The sequence below is a fragment of the Niabella insulisoli genome (assembly GCF_039652435.2).
GTDB classification, from domain to species: Bacteria; Bacteroidota; Bacteroidia; order Chitinophagales; family Chitinophagaceae; genus Niabella; species Niabella insulamsoli.
Genome location: NZ_CP190246.1, coordinates 3,643,449 through 3,665,710, shown reverse-complemented (window position 1 = coordinate 3,665,710; position 22,262 = coordinate 3,643,449). Strand labels below are relative to the sequence as shown.

The 22,262-nt window shown below is 44.7% G+C and carries 17 protein-coding genes; 2 read left to right on the top strand and 15 right to left on the bottom strand.

Annotation, left to right across the window (positions count from 1 at the left end; translation table 11 throughout):
* Positions 1–57 precede the first annotated feature (57 nt).
* The 7 genes from ABDK00_RS15370 to ABDK00_RS15340 form a co-directional block, all read right to left on the bottom strand.
* A complete protein-coding gene (locus ABDK00_RS15370) occupies positions 58–1,224 on the bottom strand; it encodes an ATP-binding protein (protein WP_346236466.1) in 1,167 nt (388 codons plus the stop codon).
* A gap of 213 nt (positions 1,225–1,437) precedes the next feature.
* Positions 1,438–2,175 carry a LytR/AlgR family response regulator transcription factor gene (locus tag ABDK00_RS15365; protein WP_346236468.1) on the bottom strand — a complete coding sequence of 246 codons (738 nt, stop codon included), beginning with the start codon at positions 2,173–2,175 and terminating at the stop codon, positions 1,438–1,440.
* Complete coding sequence (locus ABDK00_RS15360) at positions 2,172–3,209, bottom strand: sensor histidine kinase (protein ID WP_346236469.1); 1,038 nt, start codon at positions 3,207–3,209, stop codon at positions 2,172–2,174. Before ABDK00_RS15360 ends, ABDK00_RS15365 begins: the two co-directional genes overlap by 4 nt.
* Before the next feature lie 91 nt (positions 3,210–3,300).
* Positions 3,301–4,086, bottom strand: a complete 786-nt coding sequence (locus ABDK00_RS15355; RefSeq protein WP_346236470.1) for a LiaF transmembrane domain-containing protein — start codon at positions 4,084–4,086, stop codon at positions 3,301–3,303.
* A gap of 128 nt (positions 4,087–4,214) precedes the next feature.
* On the bottom strand, positions 4,215–5,852 hold the full coding sequence (gene ade / locus ABDK00_RS15350) for an adenine deaminase (protein ID WP_346236471.1): 1,638 nt from the start codon (positions 5,850–5,852) through the stop codon (positions 4,215–4,217).
* Positions 5,853–5,972: 120 nt separating this feature from the next.
* The gene (locus ABDK00_RS15345; protein ID WP_346236472.1) at positions 5,973–6,245 is read right to left on the bottom strand and encodes a hypothetical protein; all 273 of its coding nucleotides are present in this window, start codon (positions 6,243–6,245) and stop codon (positions 5,973–5,975) included.
* Positions 6,245–7,147, bottom strand: coding sequence for a hypothetical protein (locus ABDK00_RS15340; RefSeq protein ID WP_346236473.1), 903 nt, complete (start codon positions 7,145–7,147; stop codon positions 6,245–6,247). The genes ABDK00_RS15345 and ABDK00_RS15340 overlap by 1 nt, the downstream gene beginning before the upstream one ends.
* Between ABDK00_RS15340 and ABDK00_RS15335 the strand changes: the two genes are divergently transcribed.
* Complete coding sequence (locus tag ABDK00_RS15335; RefSeq protein ID WP_346236474.1) at positions 7,138–8,184, top strand: acyl transferase; 1,047 nt, start codon at positions 7,138–7,140, stop codon at positions 8,182–8,184. The genes ABDK00_RS15340 and ABDK00_RS15335 overlap by 10 nt on opposite strands.
* Positions 8,185–8,202: 18 nt before the next feature.
* Here the strand turns inward: ABDK00_RS15335 and ychF are convergent, their stop codons facing one another.
* Complete coding sequence (gene ychF, locus ABDK00_RS15330) at positions 8,203–9,300, bottom strand: redox-regulated ATPase YchF (protein ID WP_346236475.1); 1,098 nt, start codon at positions 9,298–9,300, stop codon at positions 8,203–8,205.
* 304 nt (positions 9,301–9,604) lie between these two features.
* Between ychF and ABDK00_RS15325 the strand changes: the two genes are divergently transcribed.
* Entirely contained in the window at positions 9,605–11,005 is a 1,401-nt protein-coding gene (locus ABDK00_RS15325) for a nucleoside recognition domain-containing protein (RefSeq protein WP_346236476.1), read from the top strand.
* A gap of 79 nt (positions 11,006–11,084) precedes the next feature.
* Here ABDK00_RS15325 and ABDK00_RS15320 read toward each other — a convergent pair whose 3' ends face one another.
* The 7 genes from ABDK00_RS15320 to ABDK00_RS15290 are packed head-to-tail and all read right to left on the bottom strand — an operon-like array spanning position 11,085 to position 22,252.
* On the bottom strand, positions 11,085–11,897 hold the full coding sequence (locus ABDK00_RS15320; RefSeq protein ID WP_346236477.1) for a DUF4397 domain-containing protein: 813 nt from the start codon (positions 11,895–11,897) through the stop codon (positions 11,085–11,087).
* Positions 11,898–11,924: 27 nt separating this feature from the next.
* On the bottom strand, positions 11,925–13,559 hold the full coding sequence (locus ABDK00_RS15315) for a SusD/RagB family nutrient-binding outer membrane lipoprotein (RefSeq protein ID WP_346236478.1): 1,635 nt from the start codon (positions 13,557–13,559) through the stop codon (positions 11,925–11,927).
* Positions 13,560–13,578: 19 nt separating this feature from the next.
* Positions 13,579–16,680 (bottom strand): SusC/RagA family TonB-linked outer membrane protein, encoded by a 3,102-nt coding sequence (locus tag ABDK00_RS15310; protein WP_346236479.1) that lies wholly within the window; start codon positions 16,678–16,680, stop codon positions 13,579–13,581.
* A gap of 36 nt (positions 16,681–16,716) precedes the next feature.
* Positions 16,717–17,466 carry a DeoR/GlpR family DNA-binding transcription regulator gene (locus ABDK00_RS15305; RefSeq protein ID WP_346236480.1) on the bottom strand — a complete coding sequence of 250 codons (750 nt, stop codon included), beginning with the start codon at positions 17,464–17,466 and terminating at the stop codon, positions 16,717–16,719.
* A gap of 59 nt (positions 17,467–17,525) precedes the next feature.
* Positions 17,526–18,932, bottom strand: a complete 1,407-nt coding sequence (locus tag ABDK00_RS15300; RefSeq protein ID WP_346236481.1) for a glycoside hydrolase family 10 protein — start codon at positions 18,930–18,932, stop codon at positions 17,526–17,528.
* 56 nt (positions 18,933–18,988) lie between these two features.
* Positions 18,989–20,416 (bottom strand): DUF4623 domain-containing protein, encoded by a 1,428-nt coding sequence (locus ABDK00_RS15295; RefSeq protein WP_346236482.1) that lies wholly within the window; start codon positions 20,414–20,416, stop codon positions 18,989–18,991.
* 33 nt (positions 20,417–20,449) lie between these two features.
* Complete coding sequence (locus ABDK00_RS15290; RefSeq protein WP_346236483.1) at positions 20,450–22,252, bottom strand: RagB/SusD family nutrient uptake outer membrane protein; 1,803 nt, start codon at positions 22,250–22,252, stop codon at positions 20,450–20,452.
* Between the last annotated feature and the right edge of the window lie 10 nt (positions 22,253–22,262).

The following is a 22,262-nucleotide window of genomic DNA, read 5'->3' as shown; positions in this document are numbered from 1 at the left end:
AACAATTCCTATCTATATAACCATGAAAATTGTAAATCGTATTTGCAATTTTCATGGTTATATTTTTGGCAACTCTTCTGCTAAGAAATGTTTTAAACTGCAATGAATGGTTTTGTCCTTTCCGGGGTAGGCGTCGCCGTAGGGAGATAAGACAAATTTTTTAGCGGGTTTTAGAACGTCTGTGCTTTCATAAAAGCCGCGTGTTACCTGAGCCTGGGCGCTTACTTTTATTTCAATGGCGGCCTGCACTTTATTTTTTTTAACCAGTACCAAATCTACTTCGGCGCCGTTATGTGTGCGGTAAAAGAACATCGAAAAGTTGGCAGGCAAGGCCTGTGAAATTTGTTCGATAACATAGCCTTCCCAGGATGCGCCAATAAGCGTATTGCCCCTGAGTTCATCCATGGTTTCTATGCCGGCAAGCCGATGCAGCAGGCCGCAGTCGCGGATATAGATTTTTGGTGATTTTACGAGCCGTTTATTCACGTTTACAAACCACGGATGTAAGCGCCTGATCAAATAAGCGCCTTCCAGATAATCGAGATAGCGATGGACGGTGGGGTTGGTAACGCTCAGCGCCCTCGCGTAATCTTCAGCATTGAGGATGGCCGAGTTATTATAAGATAGCATATGCCAAAAATTCCTGATCAGGGAAGCAGTGAGGTTTATATGAAAAAGCTGGTTCAAATCGCGCTCTATATAACTCTTAATAAAGTTATCGAGCCATGACCGGCTTAGTTTGTCTGTTTTCGCGGTTAGCGAATCGGGGAAGCCACCCCGAAACCAATGCCTTTGCAGCGAGATGCTTTTTGGTAGTTCGCTAAGCCCTATGGGTGCCAGTTCGATATAGGCGATTCGCCCTGCCAGCGATTCTGATACGCCTTTTACCAGATCGGGAGAGGCAGACCCGGTGATGATAAAACGGCCGGCTTTCCTGCTTTCGTCAATTAGTGGCCTGAGTATATTAAATAACTCAGGCATATACTGAATTTCATCCAGTATCACACAGTGGTCTTTTTGAAAATACAGATAGGTTTCGGCGTCGGAGAGTTTTAATCTGTCGGACGGCCGTTCAATATCAAGATAAACACTTTTTTTATTTAATGTTTTAACGATCGTTTTCGCAAGGGTAGTTTTACCTACCTGCCGCGGCCCCAATATGGCTATCGCCGGAAACTGCCGAAGCTGATCATGTATTTTATTTAAAATCGACCTTTTTATCATTGATTAAAGATACGGCATAACCATGAAAATTGTAAATGTGATTTGCAATTTTCATGGTTATATTATTAAATATTTGGTACTAAAATTTAGTTTAGCTTATCAACATAAGGCTTTGTCTCTGGCTTTAAGATGAATATTGTAGGTGTTTTCAAGGCTTGGCATAAAAAAAGCAGGAACAAGCGTTCCTGCCTGAATATCGGGTGAAAAGAAATATTATAAGCCCAGCACGCCTTTCAGTTTGCCATAGCCGTTGCGGCTAACGTTAATTTTAGCGCCGTTTTTTAGCACCGCCACATGCCCGTCCTTTTCATAGGGGTCGATCCGGGTTATTTCCTGGATGTTGACAATAAAAGACCGGTGGCTGCGCACAAACATATCGGCTGGTAGAAAAGATTCAAAAAAGGCCATAGTTTTGTTTTTTAAGAAATAGCCTTCCTTGGTGAAAATCTTTACGAAATCGTCAGCCGCTTCCAGGTATAAAACTTCCTGAACCGGAATGATTTTTATTTTACTGCCATTTTTTACGACGATACGGCTGTTGCTTCCCTGTGTTTGCGCATCATTCAGCAGTTCTTTTGTGTTTTCAATTGCGGCCGGCCGGTTTTGAGCCATGAATTTTGCGACTGCCTTATCAAAGCGGTCCTGGTCAAAAGGTTTTAGTAAATAATCTATCGCATGGGCTTCAAAAGCTTTGATCGCATATTCATCAAATGCCGTAGCAAAAATTACTGCCGGCGGGTTTTCTACCAGTTCCAACATTTCGAAGCCGGTTATTTTTGGCATTTGAATATCTAAAAAAATAAGGTCGGGCTGATGTTCCTGTATGGCTTTTATTCCTTCAAATCCATCGCTACATTCTGCCACAATTTCCAGTTGCGGATGGTTTTTCAAATATTCCTTAACCATGCTTCTGGCTAAAAATTCGTCGTCGATGATGATTACCCTGCTCATTTTTGTTGCGGAATTTTAATTATGGTTTCAAAAATACTGCCGTGAACACTTGTAGTTAACAGGTCGGTTCTGGCAAATAACAAATATAATCTTCTGTTGATGGAAGAAAGGCCAAAGCCCGTGCCTTTTTTTGGCGCAGCGGTTTCGGGGTCAAAGGGGTTGGTAACTGTTATGATTAACTCGCTGCCGTCTGACTGGCATTTGATGGCAATTAGGGTTTGCCCGGTGGTATCATAAAGGCCAAACTTGATCGCATTTTCTACAACGGGCTGCAGCAGCAGCGTGGGAATAAGCGCCGCTCCACAGCCTTCGCTGATATCTATCTGGGTTTGCAGGCGGTTGCCGAAGCGGACTTTTTCGATTTCAAGGTATAGGTTCAAATATCCTATTTCTTCCTCCAGGCTAACCATTTGTGACTCTTCTTTTTTTAGCGTGCCACGCAAAAAGTCGGATAGTTGCTGCACCATTTTTCTCGCCAGTTTCGGATCGAGGCCGATTAAAGCATTGATAGAATTGAGGCTGTTAAAAAGAAAATGAGGTTGTAGCTGCTGCCGCAGCTTAAACAATTCGGCTTCGCGGGAAAGCGCTTCCACATCTGACTTTCGCTTCGATTCTTTTTGCCGTTCCTGCCAATTATACCACAGGATGGACGCCGTGGTTACAATGGTTAACACCAGAAAAGCAAAGGCAAACCTGATGGCCAGCGAATTGTGAAGAAACGACAAGTAAGCGATCTGCCCCGAAAAAATGATTTTCAAAAAACTATTGGAAACCAGCAGCCATAAAGATGATAAAATGATCGAAGAGACAATTACACCTGCATATTGATAGGAGGTTGGTAAATAATAACGGGTAATATTAAGTACGAGCAAACCTGCTAACAGTAACAAGGTGATGCTCGTAAGACTATCTCCAATAACGATGCTTAAAGGAAAATTGAAGCGGTTTAAAATAAAAGCCTGCGCATTAATTAATATGACCCAGCCAATGATCAGTGAAAAAATAAACCGCTTTTCGGATAATGGAGAAGACATTCTTTAATGGATAGTTAGGCGTTCAGGGTTTGTGGTAACAAGGCGCCGGCGAACCTGTGAGAATCTTGTTGGCTGTCAAACAGAAACTAAGTTAAAAACTTTTAATGTCTATGCCTCCAAAAATTACTGTACCTTTTATCAACAGTGTTTTATTTACTTCGGGCAAGCCCTGCATCACTCGTTTATCTTTAACTTCCCCCATAATAGCCACTGCTTCAGAAATAACATTCCAGTGAGAAGGAACAATCAGTGTTGCACCGCCAAAGAGCGCCGTAACGTCGAGCACAGCAGTGCCATTAATATCTGCCTGGGAAAGATCGATTTGGCTGCCGCCGAAAACATTCGTCATTTCGCCGCCTCTAAAGGTTTTTGAGAAAACCTTCTTTTTAGATCCTCCGAAAATGGAAGTCGTATCTATATAATCTTGGCCGCTCGCGCCCGCCAGCGGCGTGGTACCGCTTTCATCGAACTGTATGAAATTTTGTGAGCCTTTGGGCCTGAAAATAAAGAACAAGCCCGAGCCGATAAGAATGATAGGAAGTATAAAACGCCTGAGTTCACCGAAAACAAAGAATTCGTTGATTAGGAAAATGGCGCCGATAAGCACCAGGATCATCCAGCCAGGCCCCTCAAAGTTTTTACGGATGCCGATAAAAATACCCAACGCAATCAGGAACATTTGCCAGGAAAAAATAAAATCAGGCAAGTCGAGCCCCATCCGCCTCAACAGATAGACAACACCCACAACCAGTAAAAAGCCGCCGATCCAAAGATGGCTTTGCGATTGTTTCGGCCTGAAATTGTTAGGGTCTGAAGGTGGATAACCACTTGGTTCGTTTTTATACATTTCGGTGTTATATGGATTGTTTTCGCTCATTGTTTCAAATTTTAAGTAAAAATAGTCCGCCTCAACTGCTATTGCAACACATTTATTGTATATAAACTTAATATATCGGTGAATGATGGAGTTGGGTCGGTAAGTGGAGGGGCCGGTGTCCGCCGCGCCTACAAAAACCGGAAATTCTTTCCATCAAACAAGCCCTTGTCGCTAAGTTTTAGCTCAGGAATTACCAATAATGCCATGAATGAAAGCGTCATAAAAGGGGCGCTCAACGGGCTGCCCATTTCTTTTACTTTCTTATCGATAGCGGTATATTTACCGGCGACCTGGTAGCCGTCTTCGTCGCTCATAAGGCCGCCAATTGGCAGCGGCAAAACATCTTCCGAAGCGCCGGAAACGGCACTAATCCCGCCCCGATGCCTGATCACGGCATTTACCGCTTTGCAAATGCTGTCGTCATCAATGCCGACGGCCACAATATTGTGGCTATCGTGTGCGACAGAGGAGGCGATGGCGCCTTCGCGCAAGCCAAAATTTTTTATAAAAGCAATGGCGGCAGGAGCGTCCTGGTAGCGGTTGACCACCACAATTTTCAGTATGTCTTTTTCAGTGTCGCTCAGTGCGTAACCCTCTTCTATTTTGGGTTCTAACCAGGCTGTGCCGGTAATCAGCTGGCCGTCGAAGGCCTCAATAACCGGTATTTTTTTATCGTCAGGGAGTTGGGTGGCGAAGTCGGCGGGCTTTTTTTCTGAACAAGAGAAATGGTTGATAATTTCCGGCTTTTGAGCACTGATCAGCGTTTGCCCATTTGCCGCCACCTGTTCGCCGTTGATATAGGTGCTGAGCACTTCGAAATTCTTTAAATCAGCCACTAAAATGAAATCTGCCGGATCGCCTTCTTGCAGCAGTCCCACTTCGAGTTGATAGTGAATAACCGGGTTGACGCAGGCGGCCTTTAGCACATTAAAAACATCAATGCCACGCGCCACGGCGCGCGCGCAAAGCTGATTGATATGTCCTGCCACCAGGCTATCAGGATGTTTGTCATCGCTGCAGAACATCATTTCGTCGGGATAATCGCTTAGCAAATCGATGAGTTGATCAAAATTTTTAGCGGCGCTACCTTCCCGAATTAAAATCTTCATCCCGCAGCGTAGTTTATCGAGCGCTTCTGCTGCTGTAAAACATTCATGATCCGTACTAATGCCTGCGGCAGCGTATTGCTTTACGTCTTCACCCCGAAGCCCCGGTGCATGGCCGTCAACAGGTTTTCCCAAATCCACGGCGGCTTTGATTTTTGCTAAAATCTCCGGGTCATTGTTTAAGACGCCTGGAAAATTCATCATTTCGCTGAGATATTTTATTTCGGGATTTTCTAGCAATGACCGAACCTCGTTAGCGTTTAAGGCAGCGCCGGCTGTTTCGAAAGCCGTGGCAGGAACGCAACTAGGGGCACCAAATGCAAATTTGAAGGGGACTTTCCGGCCGTCGGCGATCATATATTCAATGCCTTCTTTACCGCAGACATTGGCAATTTCGTGCGGGTCGCTTACGGTGGCCACCGTTCCGTGAACAACGGCCAGCCGCGCAAAAGCAGACGGAACAAGCATGCTGCTTTCAATATGAACATGGCTGTCAATAAAACCTGGCAGGATGAAAGGGCTGTCTGGTGGAACTTCGTCAAGCTCGCGGATAGCGGTAATTTTTTGGCGATCAACGTTTATTTCCGCAGGAAAAACTAATCTACGTTGTATATCAACATATTGTCCGGTTATGCTGAACGATTTTACATGATCTTGCATAGAGGTGTAAAAATAAATAGTTGTTTGATTCGTTGCGCGTCAAACAAAACTACTACAAATCAGCCGAGCTGATTTATGATGAACCGGTAAATTTATAAGGAAGGAAAAGCGTTGGCGGTTTTAGTTGGATTGAATACCTTCTTCCAACTCTTTTACAAGCTGCTCCAGGTGTTGTCCAATCCAATCCGGGATGGGATGATTGGAACTGAGCGACCATTCATTCTCCGTTTTACTCAATCTGAAAAATAGGCGGTTGCCGCGATCATCAGCCGTGTCTACGTCAAAAACATAATCGCCGGCATTGTTGTTTTTTTTATAATTGAATTCGCGCAGCCTGTTGTTGATCTTCACAAGTCTGCTGAAGTGTATAATTTTTACAAAAGAAGTGTGCATTACCAGAAAAAAATATTTAAATGTTTCGCAAATATTGTACCGATAAGATAAATCTTGAGAAAATACAATATGGGCGAAAGAGCCATTAAGCCGTCTAAGATAAAATAAAATAGATAATCATTCTTGGTTTTTGTTGCATGCGCGTACAGCAGAAAAGTTAAGACCGTAGGAATCAACAATATAAAATTATCCACAAGGGAAAATGGTGTCCAGGCGTGCATCAGCAGGATGCTGATCAGGTTCAAAACAACGAAAATGTTGAAGAACGGTTTTATTTTTTGATTAGGCAGCAGTGTTACAAATGTTTTTACGCCAATCGATTTATCGTGGTCTTTATCCCTCAAATCGAACAAAATGCAAATCGGCAAAATCAGGCTGAACCTGTTGATGAAAAAAAGCATATAAGCGGGCTTCCAGGGTTGTTCTATGATAAAAAAGGGTAGTACGGAGGTAATATAGGTCCACATCAGCGCCAGCAAAATGGTTTTGCCCAAAATAAATTTTCGAAGGGCGATAAATGGCCGGAACGGAAATTTGGGCGCCGTGTACATCAGCGTTAGCAGCGCTGCTGGAAGTATCCACTTGATATAATTTAGTTCTTTCAGTAAAAAATAGCTGCAACCCACCGAGCTAACGAGAAAAAAAAGCGCATGCACCCATTTATGGCGTGTGAGCCAATAAGTGCGCGATGCTGTAATTTCAGTGGTTTCGTCGGTTAAATACCAGTGAATGCTGTAGCTGGCTAAGGTTGAAAAAAACAAAAAGCCTGCAAAATGAGGCGGCGGAAAGCCCAGCGAGAAAATATGGGTGGTGTAGCCAGCCATTGCTACGGCGCAAAGCGCGATAAAAATGTTGCTGAAAACAATGAAATCGAAGAATTTTCTGTTATAAGATGCCCCCAATTAAAACTACTTTTGTTGTCAAAAATATTCAAAAATCGATGGACGTTGGTGCAAATTTGGCAGCTTATATTTTTAACGGGCCGTTTCATTTTGAAGAGGCTTGTTTAGAGCTGTTCCGATTTCAATACGGGCATAACCGTATTTATAAAAGATATGTGGACGCTTTGGGCGTGCAGGTGGCGTCGGTCTCTCAATCGGAACAAATACCGTTCCTCCCCATCCGGTTTTTCAAAACGCACGAAGTGCGAGCCACTTCTTTTAAGCCGGATCTGGTATTTGAAAGCAGTGGCACCACCGAAACCATCAATAGCAAACACGAGGTAAAAGATGCGCGGCTCTACGAGCGAAGCTTCAATCGTTGCTTCGAACAGTTTTATGGCCAGCCGCAGGACTGGTGTGTTTTAGGCTTGTTGCCTTCTTACCTCGAAAGGAAAAATTCTTCGCTGGTGTATATGGTCCGCGACTTGGTTGACCAAAGTGCTCATGTTGATAGCGGTTTTTATTTGCATGATTGGGAGCGGCTGGCCCAAACCCTGCACAAGCTGGAAGCGGCGCGTCAGCCAACGTTGCTTATCGGCGTTACTTTTGCATTGCTCGATTTTGCAGAAAAATTTCAGTTGCCGCTGCGATATACCACATTGATGGAAACAGGGGGCATGAAAGGGCGGCGTAAGGAAATGATCAGAACTGAAGTGCATGAGCGGCTCAAAAAAGCGTTTTCGCTGGAAAGCATTCACTCCGAATATGGAATGACCGAACTTTTATCTCAGGCGTATTCAAAGCGCAACGGCGTTTTTAATACGCCACCCTGGATGCGTGTCCTTTTACGCGATGAAAACGATCCGCTTTCGATAAAAAGCCCGGCCGGCAATGAAAAAACCAGGGGACTTATAAATGTGATCGATCTCGCTAATATTTATTCCTGCAGTTTTATCGCCACCGACGATTTAGGCGTGTTGCACAACGATGGCAGCTTTGAAGTTACAGGCCGCATGGATCATAGCGACCTGCGCGGCTGTAGCCTGCTTGCCCTTTAAGCGGGTTGGAATTGTTATTTAAACATTAAAACGGAAATGCATCACATCGCCGTCTTTTACAAGATACTCTTTGCCTTCGATTCTTAATTTTCCGGCTTCGCGACAGGCCGCCTCGCTTTTATATTGCAAATAATCGTCGTAGCCGATCACTTCTGCTTTAATAAAACCTTTTTCGAAATCCGTATGAATCACACCGGCGCATTGCGGCGCTTTCCAGCCTTCATGAAAAGTCCAGGCGCGTACTTCCTGTACGCCAGCGGTAAAATAAGTGTTTAGCCCCAGCAGTTTATAAGCCGAGCGGATCAGGCGGTTCAAGGCGGGCTCTTTCATTTGGTATTCTTCCATAAACAAGGCCTTGTCGTCGGGATCTTCCATCTCAGAAATCTGGGCTTCGATCGAGTTGTTCATGATAATAATTTCCGCGCCTTCCTCATCCGCCACGTTCTTTAACGCATCCGAATATTTATTGCCTGTGTGCATGGATGGTTCGTCCACGTTGGCCACATAAAGAACGGGCTTGTCGGTCAGTAAAAACAAGTCGGCAATTGCAGCTTTTTCTTCCTTTGTCAAATCAAGTGCGCGTATGCTTTTTCCCTGCTCCAGGTGCGTTTTACACTTTTGCAAAACCTCCAGCTCAGGTTTGGCTTTGGGATCGGTTTTAGCTTGTTTTTCTTTTTTCTGGATTTGTTTCTCCACGCTATCGAGGTCTTTCAGCTGCAATTCGGTGTCGATGATTTCTTTATCGCTAACCGGGTTGATAGCGCCTTCTTCGCGCAGCACATTTTCATCTTCAAAGCAGCGAACCACATGAATCACCGCGTCGACTTCGCGAATATTAGCCAGGAACTTATTGCCCAGCCCTTCTCCTTTGCTGGCGCCCTTTACGAGGCCGGCAATGTCCACAATTTCGATTTGAGTAGGCACCGTTCGGTCGGGCTGCACTAGCTCTGCGAGCTTATCAATGCGCTCATCCGGCACGTCCACGAGGCCTGTGTTGGGCTCGATGGTGCAGAAGCGATAATTGCTGGCTTGCGCTTTGGCGCTGTTACTTACAGCGTTAAATAAAGTTGATTTTCCTACATTGGGTAAGCCTACGATCCCTGCCTGTAATGCCATTGCTATTTAAGATTTTCGATTGTTAATTTTTTTGACCCGGTTGATGAACACTGATCAGCTGTTTTGCGTCGCACTCTTGTACTGCGATACAATTCCCAGCCGGCCTAAACGGATTTGTCCGTAAAAGTTCGCAAAGTTAAGTGTTATGGCCGAATAGCTGTAAGAGGGCTGGCTTTAATTGCCAGCAAGCCGCGGCGCGATCAAATATGTAGGATGCCATTTGTATATTGCCGACGCTGTGCGACGCAATTTCGCTGCCATATATTCTAAACTCGGGTTAATAAAAGTATTATTTTTACTGATTATGGTATTAAGCAGGATTTGGAGTGCCTTTATTATTATAGCATTAGCCGTAGCGCTCGGCAGGTTTGTTTTTCAAGATGGCCAGGAGCAAATCTTCACGCAAATGGTTACGGGCAAAAGCGGGGATACGACTTATGTGCAGGAGATGTTGGCTACGGACGTTCCGGAAGACATTCGTTCAAAAGTTGAAACGGGGGCCGTAGGGATCTGGAAAGGCCGCCAGGTGGCTGCGTCAACCGACGGGCGCCTCAAGGTGTACAGCCTGCAAGCCACTAATGGTGTGTTTGATACCACCAAAGATGCCGTCATGTTATGCATCGGGCTCATCGGGATCATGGCGCTTTTTCTCGGATTTATGAACATTGCCGAACAGGCCGGCGGCGTAAGGTTTTTATCAAAGATTATAGGCCCCTTCTTCTCTAAAATTTTTCCGGAAGTGCCCAAAAACCATCCGGCGATGGGACATATGGTAATGAATTTTTCTGCCAATTTATTGGGACTGGATAATGCAGCCACGCCGTTCGGAATTAAATCAATGGAAAGCCTGCAGGAATTAAATCCTGATAAATCAAAAGCTACCAATGCGCAAATCATGTTTTTATGCCTGCATGCGTCAGGCCTTACATTAATACCAACGGTGATCATTGCCGACCGTGTGGCTTTGAAATCTCAATTCCCGACAGAAATTTTTATTCCCTGTATGATTGCCACTTTTGTGGCGACTATCACGGCAATGGTTATCGTTTCATTTAAGCAGGGCATCAAGGTTTTCCAGCCCGTAATTTTAGGTTGGGTGCTTGGTATTACCGCGCTGTTTACCGCACTGATCGTGTATGTTCGCACACTTGATATCCAGGGTGTACAATTATTTTCGACCACATTGAGCAATGGCCTGATCCTGCTGATTTTCCTGCTCATCATCGCCGGGGCGATTTATAAAAAAGCGCCCATTTTTGATGCTTTTGTGGATGGCGCAAAAGGCGGCTTTGAAACGGCGGTAAAAATTATTCCTTACCTGGTGGGGTTGCTGGTAGCGATCAGCCTTCTGCGCAACAGCGGGGCGTTTGATTTTATTATGGATGGCATAAAGGCGGCGTTTGCTTTTTTTGGCGGCGATGCGCGGATAGTGGATGCGTTGCCCACCGCGATACTTAAACCCTTTAGTGGAAGCGGCGCCCGCGCCATGATGATAGATACTCTGAAAACACACGGCCCAGATTCTTTTGCCGGAAACCTCACTTCGGTATTTCGTGGCTCGGCCGATACCACCTTTTATATTATTGCCGTTTATTTTGGTGCAGTAGGCATAAAAAATACCCGCTACTCTGTTGGCGCAATGCTGCTCGCAGATCTGGCGGGTATTCTAACTGCTATCGCAGTAAGTTATGTGTTTTTTGGGTAGCAGCACGACCGTTAAAAGGTTATAGTGCAAAAAAAGCCGCCGGGACGCCGACGGTTTATTAAACAATTTTATGCCTTTTCTATCTTATTAGATAAAAGGAGATGAATGGGCGCCTGGGTTCCGAAGTTCCGGAAAGTCCACTATAACCCATGGCGAAAGCGGTGTATTTTCTTCCCCTCAAAATGGTGCTTGCACTACTGTAAGTCGCTACCGCGGTCGAAGTGGGCAAAGCTCCGGCTGGCCTTATGGTCCAACTTGTAGATGTATTTACAGTAGGATCAATAATAAACTCGGGGCTGGAACTTAAATAGCTGATATTTGATGCGACTTTCACCGTACCCAAATACAAGTCGAGCGCCGGCACATTCGGCATCAGATTCACAAATTTAAAATGCGGGAGTGTATCGTTTGTTAACGCAAGAGATTCTTCTATTAGGGCATTTTTGAAATTATTCGCCGTATCAGCGGTATGCAAACTGTAATGTTTACCGGCTTCTACATTGATGGTTGTTTCATAAATACGTATCGAATCCTGCGCGAAACGAAGTGTATCTTCCCAGCTTCCGGTTTTAGTGAAGGGAATAAAAACAGTGACTTTAACATTGCCGGCGGGAATAGCTAAAAAGTTAGCTGAACTTCCCCCGCCGGTGTTATAACCGCCGCCCGGGTAGGGTTCTCGAGCAGGAAAAGGGTCTGTAATAATTTGGTCATTGATCCTGATTCTGAATTGAGGGTTGGATCTATAGACTGATGCAAGATTTACCTTTAATTGAGCGTTTCCGTCTAAATTGGTATCGAATGTCGATTTAATGCCTTCATTATCTTCTTTAGAGCATGACAGGACAACTGATACGAGCAGCGCCAACAACGGTATTAATAATTTGATTTTCATTTTATATTAGTTTAAATCTAACGAATTTTATGGTTCGACAATCCACAGTTTTCTTGTATGGTAGTTATTTTCTGTAGCGCCGATATCTCTGAGCGATTGTAAATTCCATACATATTCGGAATTGTAGCGAGGGTAATATCGGTAGATGAATTCTCCGTTATTATAGTCTGGCAGGGATTCTACCGCGAAGTCTGCATAAACTTGTTTGCCGGTTTGCGGGTCCAGATCGGTATAATGATAGCGACGCATATCTAACCATGTTTCTAAAATGCCAAAGCCGAACATAGCAATGTATTTTTGCATCATGATTTTCGACAATGTTAGCCCAGCCCCGGAGGCCGGAACAATCAAGGGGTTGGCCAGGTAGGCAGCTTTATTAGCGCTCGTGATTTCTTTGCCTTCGGGTATACTTTGATTATAAACCGTGGTCAACATATCAAAATGAGCGTTGATTCCCTCAATATAAGCTTGTAATGCTGTAGCTCGGTCACCCTTTCTAAAAGCGGCCTCCGCCTTGATGAACTTCATCTCCGTGGGCGTAAGGATCGGCATGGGTGAGTTATTTTTAAACAGGAACCGGCAATTGTTATCGTTGGTAGGCGCGGTGTTGGATGCTGATGGATTTTGGCTTACTCCGAAAAACGTTTCGGGCCGGTCAGCGGCGGGTATGACACCCTGACCAAGCGAACTTTCAACCCCAACGATTGTTCCGTTGCTGTTCCCCCTAAGCATATACCAAGCTCTTGGGTCTTCAACGCCTAAAAACTCGCTGTTCGTTCCGTTAAGTATATTAGCAATGTAAGCGTTTTGCCGAATAGCGGTAGGGCTGGAGGTTGATGTTCCAGTGAAGTTATTTCTAAAAGGCCCCCAAAAATTATTGGTTGCTGAAACATTAGTAGCCGCGAATTTAACGCTTGCTATTTCGTCTACCGTACTCATTGCCCTATCGGCATAGTAGATTGCGGAATCTGGCTTGTAAGATGCTTTATTGCTAAAATGGTTATAGTATCTTGCCAAAACGCCGTTTGCAAATTTTTTCCAATGTTCAATATTCCCTTTATAAAAAAATTCATCGGCGGTAGCGAAGTTTGCATCGGGGCTGCTGACTTTATTGAGATTCTCTAAGGCCTCAAAAGCCGTTTGTTTGATTTTGTTATAGGCTGTTTCCTCGGTGTCATAAGGAAAAACCAATTGATCGGTATTAAAGGCGGGGGTCACGATTGCCTGCCCATAATAATCTGTAAGCACCATCCAGCTCCATGCCTCAATGGCCTTTCCCACACCAACATATTCCCATTTTTCTTCTTCTGCCGCCCACTCCATCATTCTTTGGTTATTCTGCCCTATATCATAATAATGCATCCGCCAGGTTGATTGCGCTACGTCCCCGGCTCCGAGATTGTAGCCCATGGCATCGAAAATGCTGCCCGGGTTGTAAAAAGCAAAATTTCTGATATAGGCGCCAACATATCTCATATCGTTGAGGGGCCCATGCCCTGCATAATTGGCCGCCATGGCGCTAATAATTTGAGGTAGTAATTCGTGCGGTGCTACTTTGGTATAAGTATTGGGACTTAAGTAGGCCTCGTCTATCTTTTTACTACAACCTGTTATTTGTAAAAAGAAGAGGAAAGCACCTATAGCGAATAATATTTTTTTCATAACTGAATGATTTTTTTGTTTAGAAACCAACTCTTAAACCGATGTTTACACTAAGAGGCATGCCTACATTGCCATAGTCGAATCCATAACCACCCACCCCTGCAGAGCCGGATGTATTACCGTTTACCTGAGGGTCTGCCCCGCGGTAATTTGTAATCAGGATTGGATCTGTGAGGGTTACAAAAGCTCCTAAAGATTTTACTGCTTTCAGGAAGCTCAATTGCTGCTGGCTGAAACTATAGGCAAGCGTTATATCTCTTAGTCGGAACCAGTTCACATCTTTTTGGATAAACTCTTCGACCGGTAGCGCTGTGTAATAACCTTGTTGCCTGAAAGGCGTCACAACAATTGTATTCTTTGTTGGATTATCTGTGTTTTCCAATCCGTCCTGTAGTACACCATCTACCACCCGCGGTACTTCGCGATCGGCGGTTCGGGTGCTTCTTCCCATATCGGTCAGGTACATTTCGGTAGCATTAAAAATATCGCCACCTACTTTTAAATCCCAAAGCATGCTAAGGCTAAACTTTTTATAGTTGAATTTATTTATCCAGCCCAATGTGAAGTCCGGATTACGGTCACCCCGTACCAGGAAGTTGGCATCTATTACAGGAAGTCCGGATAGCGGGTTGATCAGGATTTGCCCTGCATTATTTCTCAGGTAGCCACTGCCGGTTATTGTGGTTGTTGGATTATTTAAAGTACCACCACCTCTTGCGTTATCATACATCCAGGTATCCGATATATAAAACTCCGGAATGTTTGAAGGCAACTCTGTAATCTCATTCCACATTTTATTAAAGTTGAATATCATTGTCCATCCAAAATCCTGCTGTTTGGCAATTTCAGCATTAACCACCAGTTCCAAACCTCTATTTTCGGTGGCACCGATGTTCATAGTATTCAGTACAAAGCCGGTGCCATAGCTCAACCTAAAGTTTTGTACAATCAGGTTTTTGTTTCGGGTATTATAATACGTTGCGTCAAGACTCAGACGATTTTTCAGAAAACGGAATTCTGTACCTATTTCATACGTACTTTGACGCTCAGGTGTTAAGCCGGGGTTTGCATTTGTAAATCCGTAATAAAATCCGCCTCCGCTGCCGGTGTTAAAATTAAATGCAGACTGGTTGTCGTATGGCCCGGCAGTACGTGCTGTATTAGCTACCGATGCCCTTACCTTCCAATAGTTCACCGCGCTAACAGAAGATTTAAATCCGGGGATTAAATCGGAGAGTATTGCGCTGACACCACCGGCCGGGTAGTTGTAGTTTCTAGAATGACGGGGAAATATCGAGTTTGATTCAAAACGGTGTGAGTAGGTTAAAAAAAGTGCATTGTCCCAACCGATCATTGCTTCGGCGAAGTAGGCCAATTGTCTTCTGAGATAGTAATTCGGGGTGCCGTTTCTAAACTGCAAATTAAATGAGTACTGTCTGGTAGTAGGATCCGTATTGGAACTGTCTGTGCGCGCCATACTGGTTAAATTGTTCCCGTTAACCGACCACGTCTGAGATTCATAATCCTGCCATTGCGTACCGGCCATTAAACGCGTGGTCAGCTTTCCAAAGTCTTTGGTGCCTGTGGCGCTGATAAAATGGTTATAACCATAATACGTTGTCTGATAATTTCGCTGCCAGCCCCTTTGAGCCCGCGTTAGATAGTAGGACATTGAGTCATATTGCTGATAGCCTTCTGTACGGTAGGTATCATAGCCAAATCTTCCGTTTACCGTTAACCATTTAAAAGGAGTGAGGTTGATCCCGAGGGTTGTCGTTATCCTGTTGGTTTTGTCTTCGCCCGGGTTTCTGTAAACATTGTAGAAAGGGTTGTCAACTTCGCCATTTGGATTAGCTGCGAATAAAGGCTTTTTTAAACCGTCTGAGGTTTCCCAATCCCTGATATCATTATCGGCTGGCCAGGTAAGCAGGTTTAACAGGTATCCACTCGCACCTCTGAGCACCTTACGGTTGGTTGAATTTGAAAAGGCGACCTGGGGATTAATTTCTATCCATTTTCCAATTTTAGTATTATTCGTAATTCTTAGGTTATAGCGATTATAATTATTTGCTGGTATAAAGCCATCCTGATCGAATATCGATCCTGAAACTCTGAAACTGGAAACTTTCCCGCCAAAGTCAACCGACAGGTTATGAGTCTGCGCAAACCCTGTTTTAAAGAAGTTCTCATAATTAGGGTAAAGTGTTGTAGTATCGGCGTATTTGGGGCCGAAGGAAGTAAAGGTTTCAGAATAATCGCCGTTGGTTCCGTTGTTATAAAGGCTGATGGTTTCAGGGAAACGCGTGAGCCTGGAAAAGCGAAAACTGTTATCATAGTTTATTTTTATTCCTTTGGTTCCGCCCTTTTTGGTGGTTATAATGATGGCTCCGGAACTTGCCTGGCTACCATACAAAGCCGTGGCTTCGGGTCCCTTCAATACGGTGATGCTCGCGATATCATTGGGGTTTAAATCTGCGACCCTATTCGTAAAATCTTCCCTTCTGTTTTCGCTGGTGCCGGTAAGAGCCCCTGTATTTGTAGTGCTGTTATCCAAAATAATACCATCGATGACAAAGAGCGGTGAGTTGTCGAGAGACATAGAGTTGAACCCACGTAAAACAATTTGTGAACTGGCGCCCGCCGTTCCGGATGTTGGATTGATGGTGATACCAGCCACGCGTCCCTGCAACGAATTGACAAAGTTTTCACGTTGCGCATCTTTGATATCCTCGCCATCAACCGTTTGAGTTGAAAAACTCAGCGAACGCGGATTTCTTTTTTGGTCCATTGCTACAACTACGACTTCGTCCAAATCGTTGGTAGAAGAAGTCAGCGTGATGGCTAACTGTGTTTCATTTTTCAGCGTGATGGTTCGCGTTTCATAACCTACATGAGAAAACTCCAGCACGTTTCCGGTAGCTGCAGAAATAGTAAATCTTCCGTTCGCGTCTGTAGTGGCCGCAAGCGTTGTCCCTCGGACCACTATCGTTGCTCCGGTTAATTGTTGTCCGGCCGTGTTAGAGACGACACCGGTTACAGTTCGCTGCTGTGCCCACGCGAAGCCTGGCAACGCGGTTAATAGCACCAATGATAAGAGCAAAGGCATAAAGGATTTCCTCATAATTGCTAATTTAAAGAGTATAGTTGTTCCGAAATTTTACATTACTGTCAAACCAGCTTCAATAAATGGCTTAACGAAGGGATTTGTGGGCTCAAGTTCAGTGATTAAATAATCAATTTCTTTTGCTTTGCAAACACTGATGGGCTGGTAAGTTTGCAATTTTTCCGAAATCGTCATACAAATGACTTTTGAAGCTGAGCGTACCATGGCTCTTTTGATTTGAACCACTTCCCAGTCGTTGTCCGTTACACCATGATCAATATCGAGGGCGTTCGTTCCCAAAAAGCACAGATCTGCATTTACATGGCTGATCTTTTGAATAGCCTCGGCGCCGACGGTTATTTTCGAGTCTTTCGACAATTTATCACCAATTACAACCACTTCGATTTTCGGGTGCACCATGCACGCGTTGATCACGGGGATGCTGCCGGTCATAATAGTGAGCTTCAGGTTGGGTGGTAAGGCTCTGATTAGCTCCAGAATGGTCGTGCCTCCGCTTGTGATAATAAACATGCCATTCTGAATAAGTTGCAGCGCCTTGTGTACGATAGTTTTCTTCTGAGTTTGCGAATACACGTTCACCGGCTCAAACTGCACTTCGTTAAAGGCCATTGAAAGCGCGCCGCCGTGAACTTTTATTAGTTGTCCTGCTTCTGATAGTTCCTGGAGATCCCGTCGAATCGTATCTTCAGAAACTGCTATTTCGCTGCACAAATCAACACTCAACACTTTGTTGTGCAAGTTCAGTTGATGCAGTATATAGGCCTGGCGTTCTTTTTTAAGCACCTTTATTCTATTAAACTCGTTACTAAAGATAATTGTTTTTCTTTTTGCTTGGCTTTGAATTATTTCGTCACAATTGCCGACACAGCACTCTCTTTATTATCAGCATTTAAAGTAGTAACCGCGTAGTGTCCTGACAAGCCTGCGTTGAACTGCGTGGCGTTTGTAATAGTCATTACACGGCTTTCTGTTTTCAGATCTGCGGCATAATAAACCACTGATTTAACAGCGCCGCTGGTGTTCCATTTTAAAACGCCATTTTCTATTCTTACATTTTGCGGAACGGCAGCATCCGGCGCCACGCTTCTACCTAAAAAAGGTATAACGGCGGGGTGTGCAAACAGTTCAGCCAATTTGGCGGTCAAAGATGGATTTTCATTGAGGTATTTAGCGCTATACAACAGATTTCCAACGACGGCTTTTTTGTTTTTCGTAAGTGTAAATTGATTGGTAAGTTCTGAAGTGCTCGTCATCAGATAGTACCCGTGCCCGATCATCAAATGAGGCTTGTTATTGAAAATATCCCATTCGTTCAGTCTGCTCGCAAAGCTGCTGTTATGGTAGATTTGCGGGATCACAACATCCATCCACCCTTCCGTTGCCCATTTTTTAATATCAGCATAGAGCGTGTTCCTGTTGTAGGCAAAATCTGAGGTAGGTGAAATGGAGAATACAACTTCGGGTTTGGTAGCTACGATAATGTCGTGCACGCCCTTGATGGCTTTGTCCACATTGCTTCTGCGAAAATCTTCTATGGTTGCGATGCCAGCGCCGTAGGTTGCGTAGTCCCCGGCATCTGACACCATCTGCCCGGCAGCTGAAGGGTCGGGATAAAAATAATCATCCATATGTATACCATCTACATTGTACTTGGTAATGATATCTTTTACGATATCAGCCAGGCGTTGTCTCGCTTCAGGAACAGCCGGGTTGTAGGTCTGCCACTTCTCGTGGCTAACTACCCAATTGGCAGGAATGGAGCTGTGGAGCGGAGGGTAGGGGGAGGCATTGCTGGCGCGGGTGGCAATCCTGAACGGGTTAATCCACGCGTGAAATTCAATATTTCTGGCATGGGCTTCGTCAATCATAAACTTTAGCACATCATAGCCCGGGTTCTGCCCCCTTGTACCTGAAATGTTAGCGCTCCAGGGTTCATAAGGAGAATTATAAAATGCATCGCCCATCCCTTTTATTTGAACAAAAACTGCGTTCATATTCAGCTGAACGAATTTGTCCAGATACGCAAGATATTGTTGTTTTTGAGAGGTCACATTGTAATCGCCCTGCGGCCAGTCGAGGCCCCAAACCGTCGCCATCCAGGTAGCCCTCATTTGCTTTTTCGGCAGGATCATTTCTTCTTGTTCCGGTGGCTGAGGCTCCGGCGGCTGCGGAATATCTCCATCACTCTTGCTACACGCATGGAATAAGACGATAGAGGATAACAATAATATGGGAATGTACTTTTTCATTTTATTTTTTTCTATATGTTTAGCAACTTCTATCAGGGTACAGTGTCAGTGACCCTTTAGTCGGTCTGTTCTTTTTTTGGAAAGTCGATTAAAACAAACCCCGCATCAGCAGATGCCGTGTATAAAGTCAGTTTTGCATCTTTTCCTTCCTCATCTTTGGTTACGTACCAGCCGGTTTGCGTTGACGGGGCGGTGTTCGTCGGACCGAGAAGCGAATACTGATAAATGGGTGACTTGTCGGCTCTTTCATTAAACAGCGTGAGCGCTTCTACAGTGCTGCTGCCCCTCGAAATATCATAAACATACAATACCACTGCGTCCGAACCGGTTCTTGCCGCCGTTGTCAAAATAAGATAGCGTTCGCCGTTAAATTGTATAACACGGGCGTCTGAACCGCGATTAGGAACGGCGGTACTGCTCAATGTATACGTAATGCCTGCTGATTCGTTTGCCACACGAATGGGCGCATCATAGCCCGTATAAATATAATCTGAAGTATTTCCTACTCTATTAAAAGACATTACGAAACTTGACCCGGAGGCGTTTGTTAGTACAGTCGGATCGGAAAGTGTTGTGTAGCCTGTCACCGTAAGCCGAAGGATTTTAGACACCGCATTATCGCCAAAATACATATATCCATTTCCATTGGCGTCGAGATTGGCAGACATGTTGTCGCCGTGACGAGTGCCCGCGCCAGGAATGGAAGCGATGTTGAAATTGCCGATCACTTCAGGCGCTGCCGATGGATCTGTCCAATGATAAATTTTGAAGGGCGAAACCTGACCGCCCGATAAATTGGCAATATATGTATGACCGTTGACCTGCGCTCCAACATTCACAGGAAAAGTTCCGCCACTTACTCCTGTAAGATTCAACGCAATGGGATTGATCGTGTTATTCCTTAAATCGGATGTTTTAAGTAAGTGAGAACCCCCGGGCGCTCTGGTTACAATCAAAACATGTTCGCCGTCGAAGCCGGTGCCCCTGGTTGTTAATGACACGAAAGTGGGATACACCGGATTGCCCAACTCATTGTTGGTATAGTCAAATATTTCAGGTTTCGTAAAATCGGCGCCAAAAACGGGTATATTGAGTCTTAATGTAACCAAATATTCGCGAAATCTTTTGTTGTTTACTACTTTAATGGTAGACGTTTTTGCTGACTCACCCGCTCCAAAAGCAAAGGTGTAGGAGTCCTGATCCAAAGTAGCACCGTCCGACATGATTGCTTCAAACTGAATGGCGCTGAAATCCGTTTGTGTATCGATCCGGGGGAAAGCTACCGTTTTCAGATTTTCGTCAATCGTTCCCTCAATTACCTGGTTTCCGCCTTGTCCGGCATTCAGAATTTTAATAGACTTTAATACCACTTCGTCAGGCGAATCAACGTTGCCGGGAAAATCTTTTTGACAGGACAGAAGAAACACAAGGCATAACGAAAAAAGTGCTATGCAAATTTTTGATGTATTTATTGAAATATTCATGTGTTTAATATTTTGGTTGAACATGTTTATAGCTTAGTTCTGAGGCCAGCCTTCAGTTTGTGTTAATGTATAACCTTTGGTTTCATACTGATCGATCTGGTTTCTGCCCACAGGCGATAAATACGGATTTACGCCCGTTTGATTTAAGAAGGGAAGGCGGCCATTTGTGTTTGTAGTTCTAAAAAAGCCTTTCATCGCGGCTCCATTGGAACCGTTGTACACAATAGTATTTCCGGCCAGGTCAACTACCGACACGCCCGTTTTTAGTTCTGATGGAACTTCAGCTGCAAAATTAACCCATCCTCCGGCAGTTAGATCTTTTCGGGCATCAGTGTCCATGTAAGAAAGTTTCCCCCAACGTTTCAAATCTTCAAACCGGGAATGTTCAAACGCAAACTCCATGCGGCGCTCACGCCTGATTTCCCAAAGCAAAGCTGGTACGGAAGGATCTTTCGCCGGATCATTAGGCAGGTCTGCCAAACTTAATGGCGCAGTTTTCTGAACGCCTTTGGCAATAGCTTCTGCTGCTAAAGGGCGGTTCCTGATTTTGTTGATAGACAGGTCGATATCTGATTGAGTAACCGCAGCCCCGCCGATGGTAGAAAGTTCGGCCTTAGCTTCTATCCAGTTTATAAGGGCCTCCGCATACCGGAAGACAGGATAATCTGTTTCATTTTTGCTGCTTGTAAATTCGTTGGGCGGTGTGTTCCCGGCTTCCACGGAGGTGATTACGCTGCGGGGGATAAATTTAACAATATACCAAAAAGCGGCCCTGTTCTTAGCGGTTGGGTGATCGTAAAAAGAAGCTTCGAGCCGTGAATCTCTGGTGGTAATAATTTTCGAAAGGGAAAAGTCGCTGGCAGCAGTTTCCCCCGAGTTTTGCCAGGGTTTCCCATCCACACAAATGAACGATTTGATTAAATCGGCGGTAGGCCCGAATGCTAACGACTCGGAAAGGTTATTGTAAGAAGCGACCGAATGTGTAATTGAAACGGCGGGATCATAGTGGCGGTAGAAAACCACATCGCGGTTGCCGGCAAGCGTATTGGAGGCAAACAAACTTCTGAAGTCGGTAACGATATCGAACCGGCCACTCGAAACAATCACATTAGCCGCTTCAGTGGCGAGTTCGAGGAACTTGCGGGCGCGCTCATTATTGTTGTAATAATACTTTTGCCATGTGCCTTCATAAAGAGCAACCCTTGAAGTGAAACCAGCGACTACATATTTATTTACAAATTGATCGCCATCGGCAGCCCTTACATTATCTAACGCAAATTTTAAATCATCATAAACGGCGTCCATTACCTCGTTGCGTGGTGTACGCGGTTTATAAAGATCGTCAAGGTCTATATCGCTGGGAACATGATCGTAGTAGGGCACGTCGCCAAAACGGGTTGAAAGCTCGGCATATTCCAGGCCTCTGAAAAATCGGCCAATCCCCGTCCAGTGATTGTATGCTTCTTCATTCAGTATATTTTGCATTTTTGTTTCGAGCCGGTCGAGCATGATGTTGATTGACCGGACGGTGGACATGCTCCAGATATTGCTATTAGGCACAGCGCGCGTAAAGTTGCCCTGGTTGCCCATTAAGAAAACGTCGTCATTAAATTGATAGCCCATCATAGCGGCGCCGTCGGTGTTAAAGCCGAGTCCATAGCCGGTAAAAAATGATGGATAAAATTTATTAGCATACAGGCGAACATTATCTTCAGTTGTCCAGGCGGTTTCGTCATTGGCAACGGTGAGCGGCGGACGGTCTAAAAATTTCTTACAACCAAACAAGGTCATAACTACAAAAGCCAGTATGATCGAATATGTATTTGTATATTTCATAACAATGCTT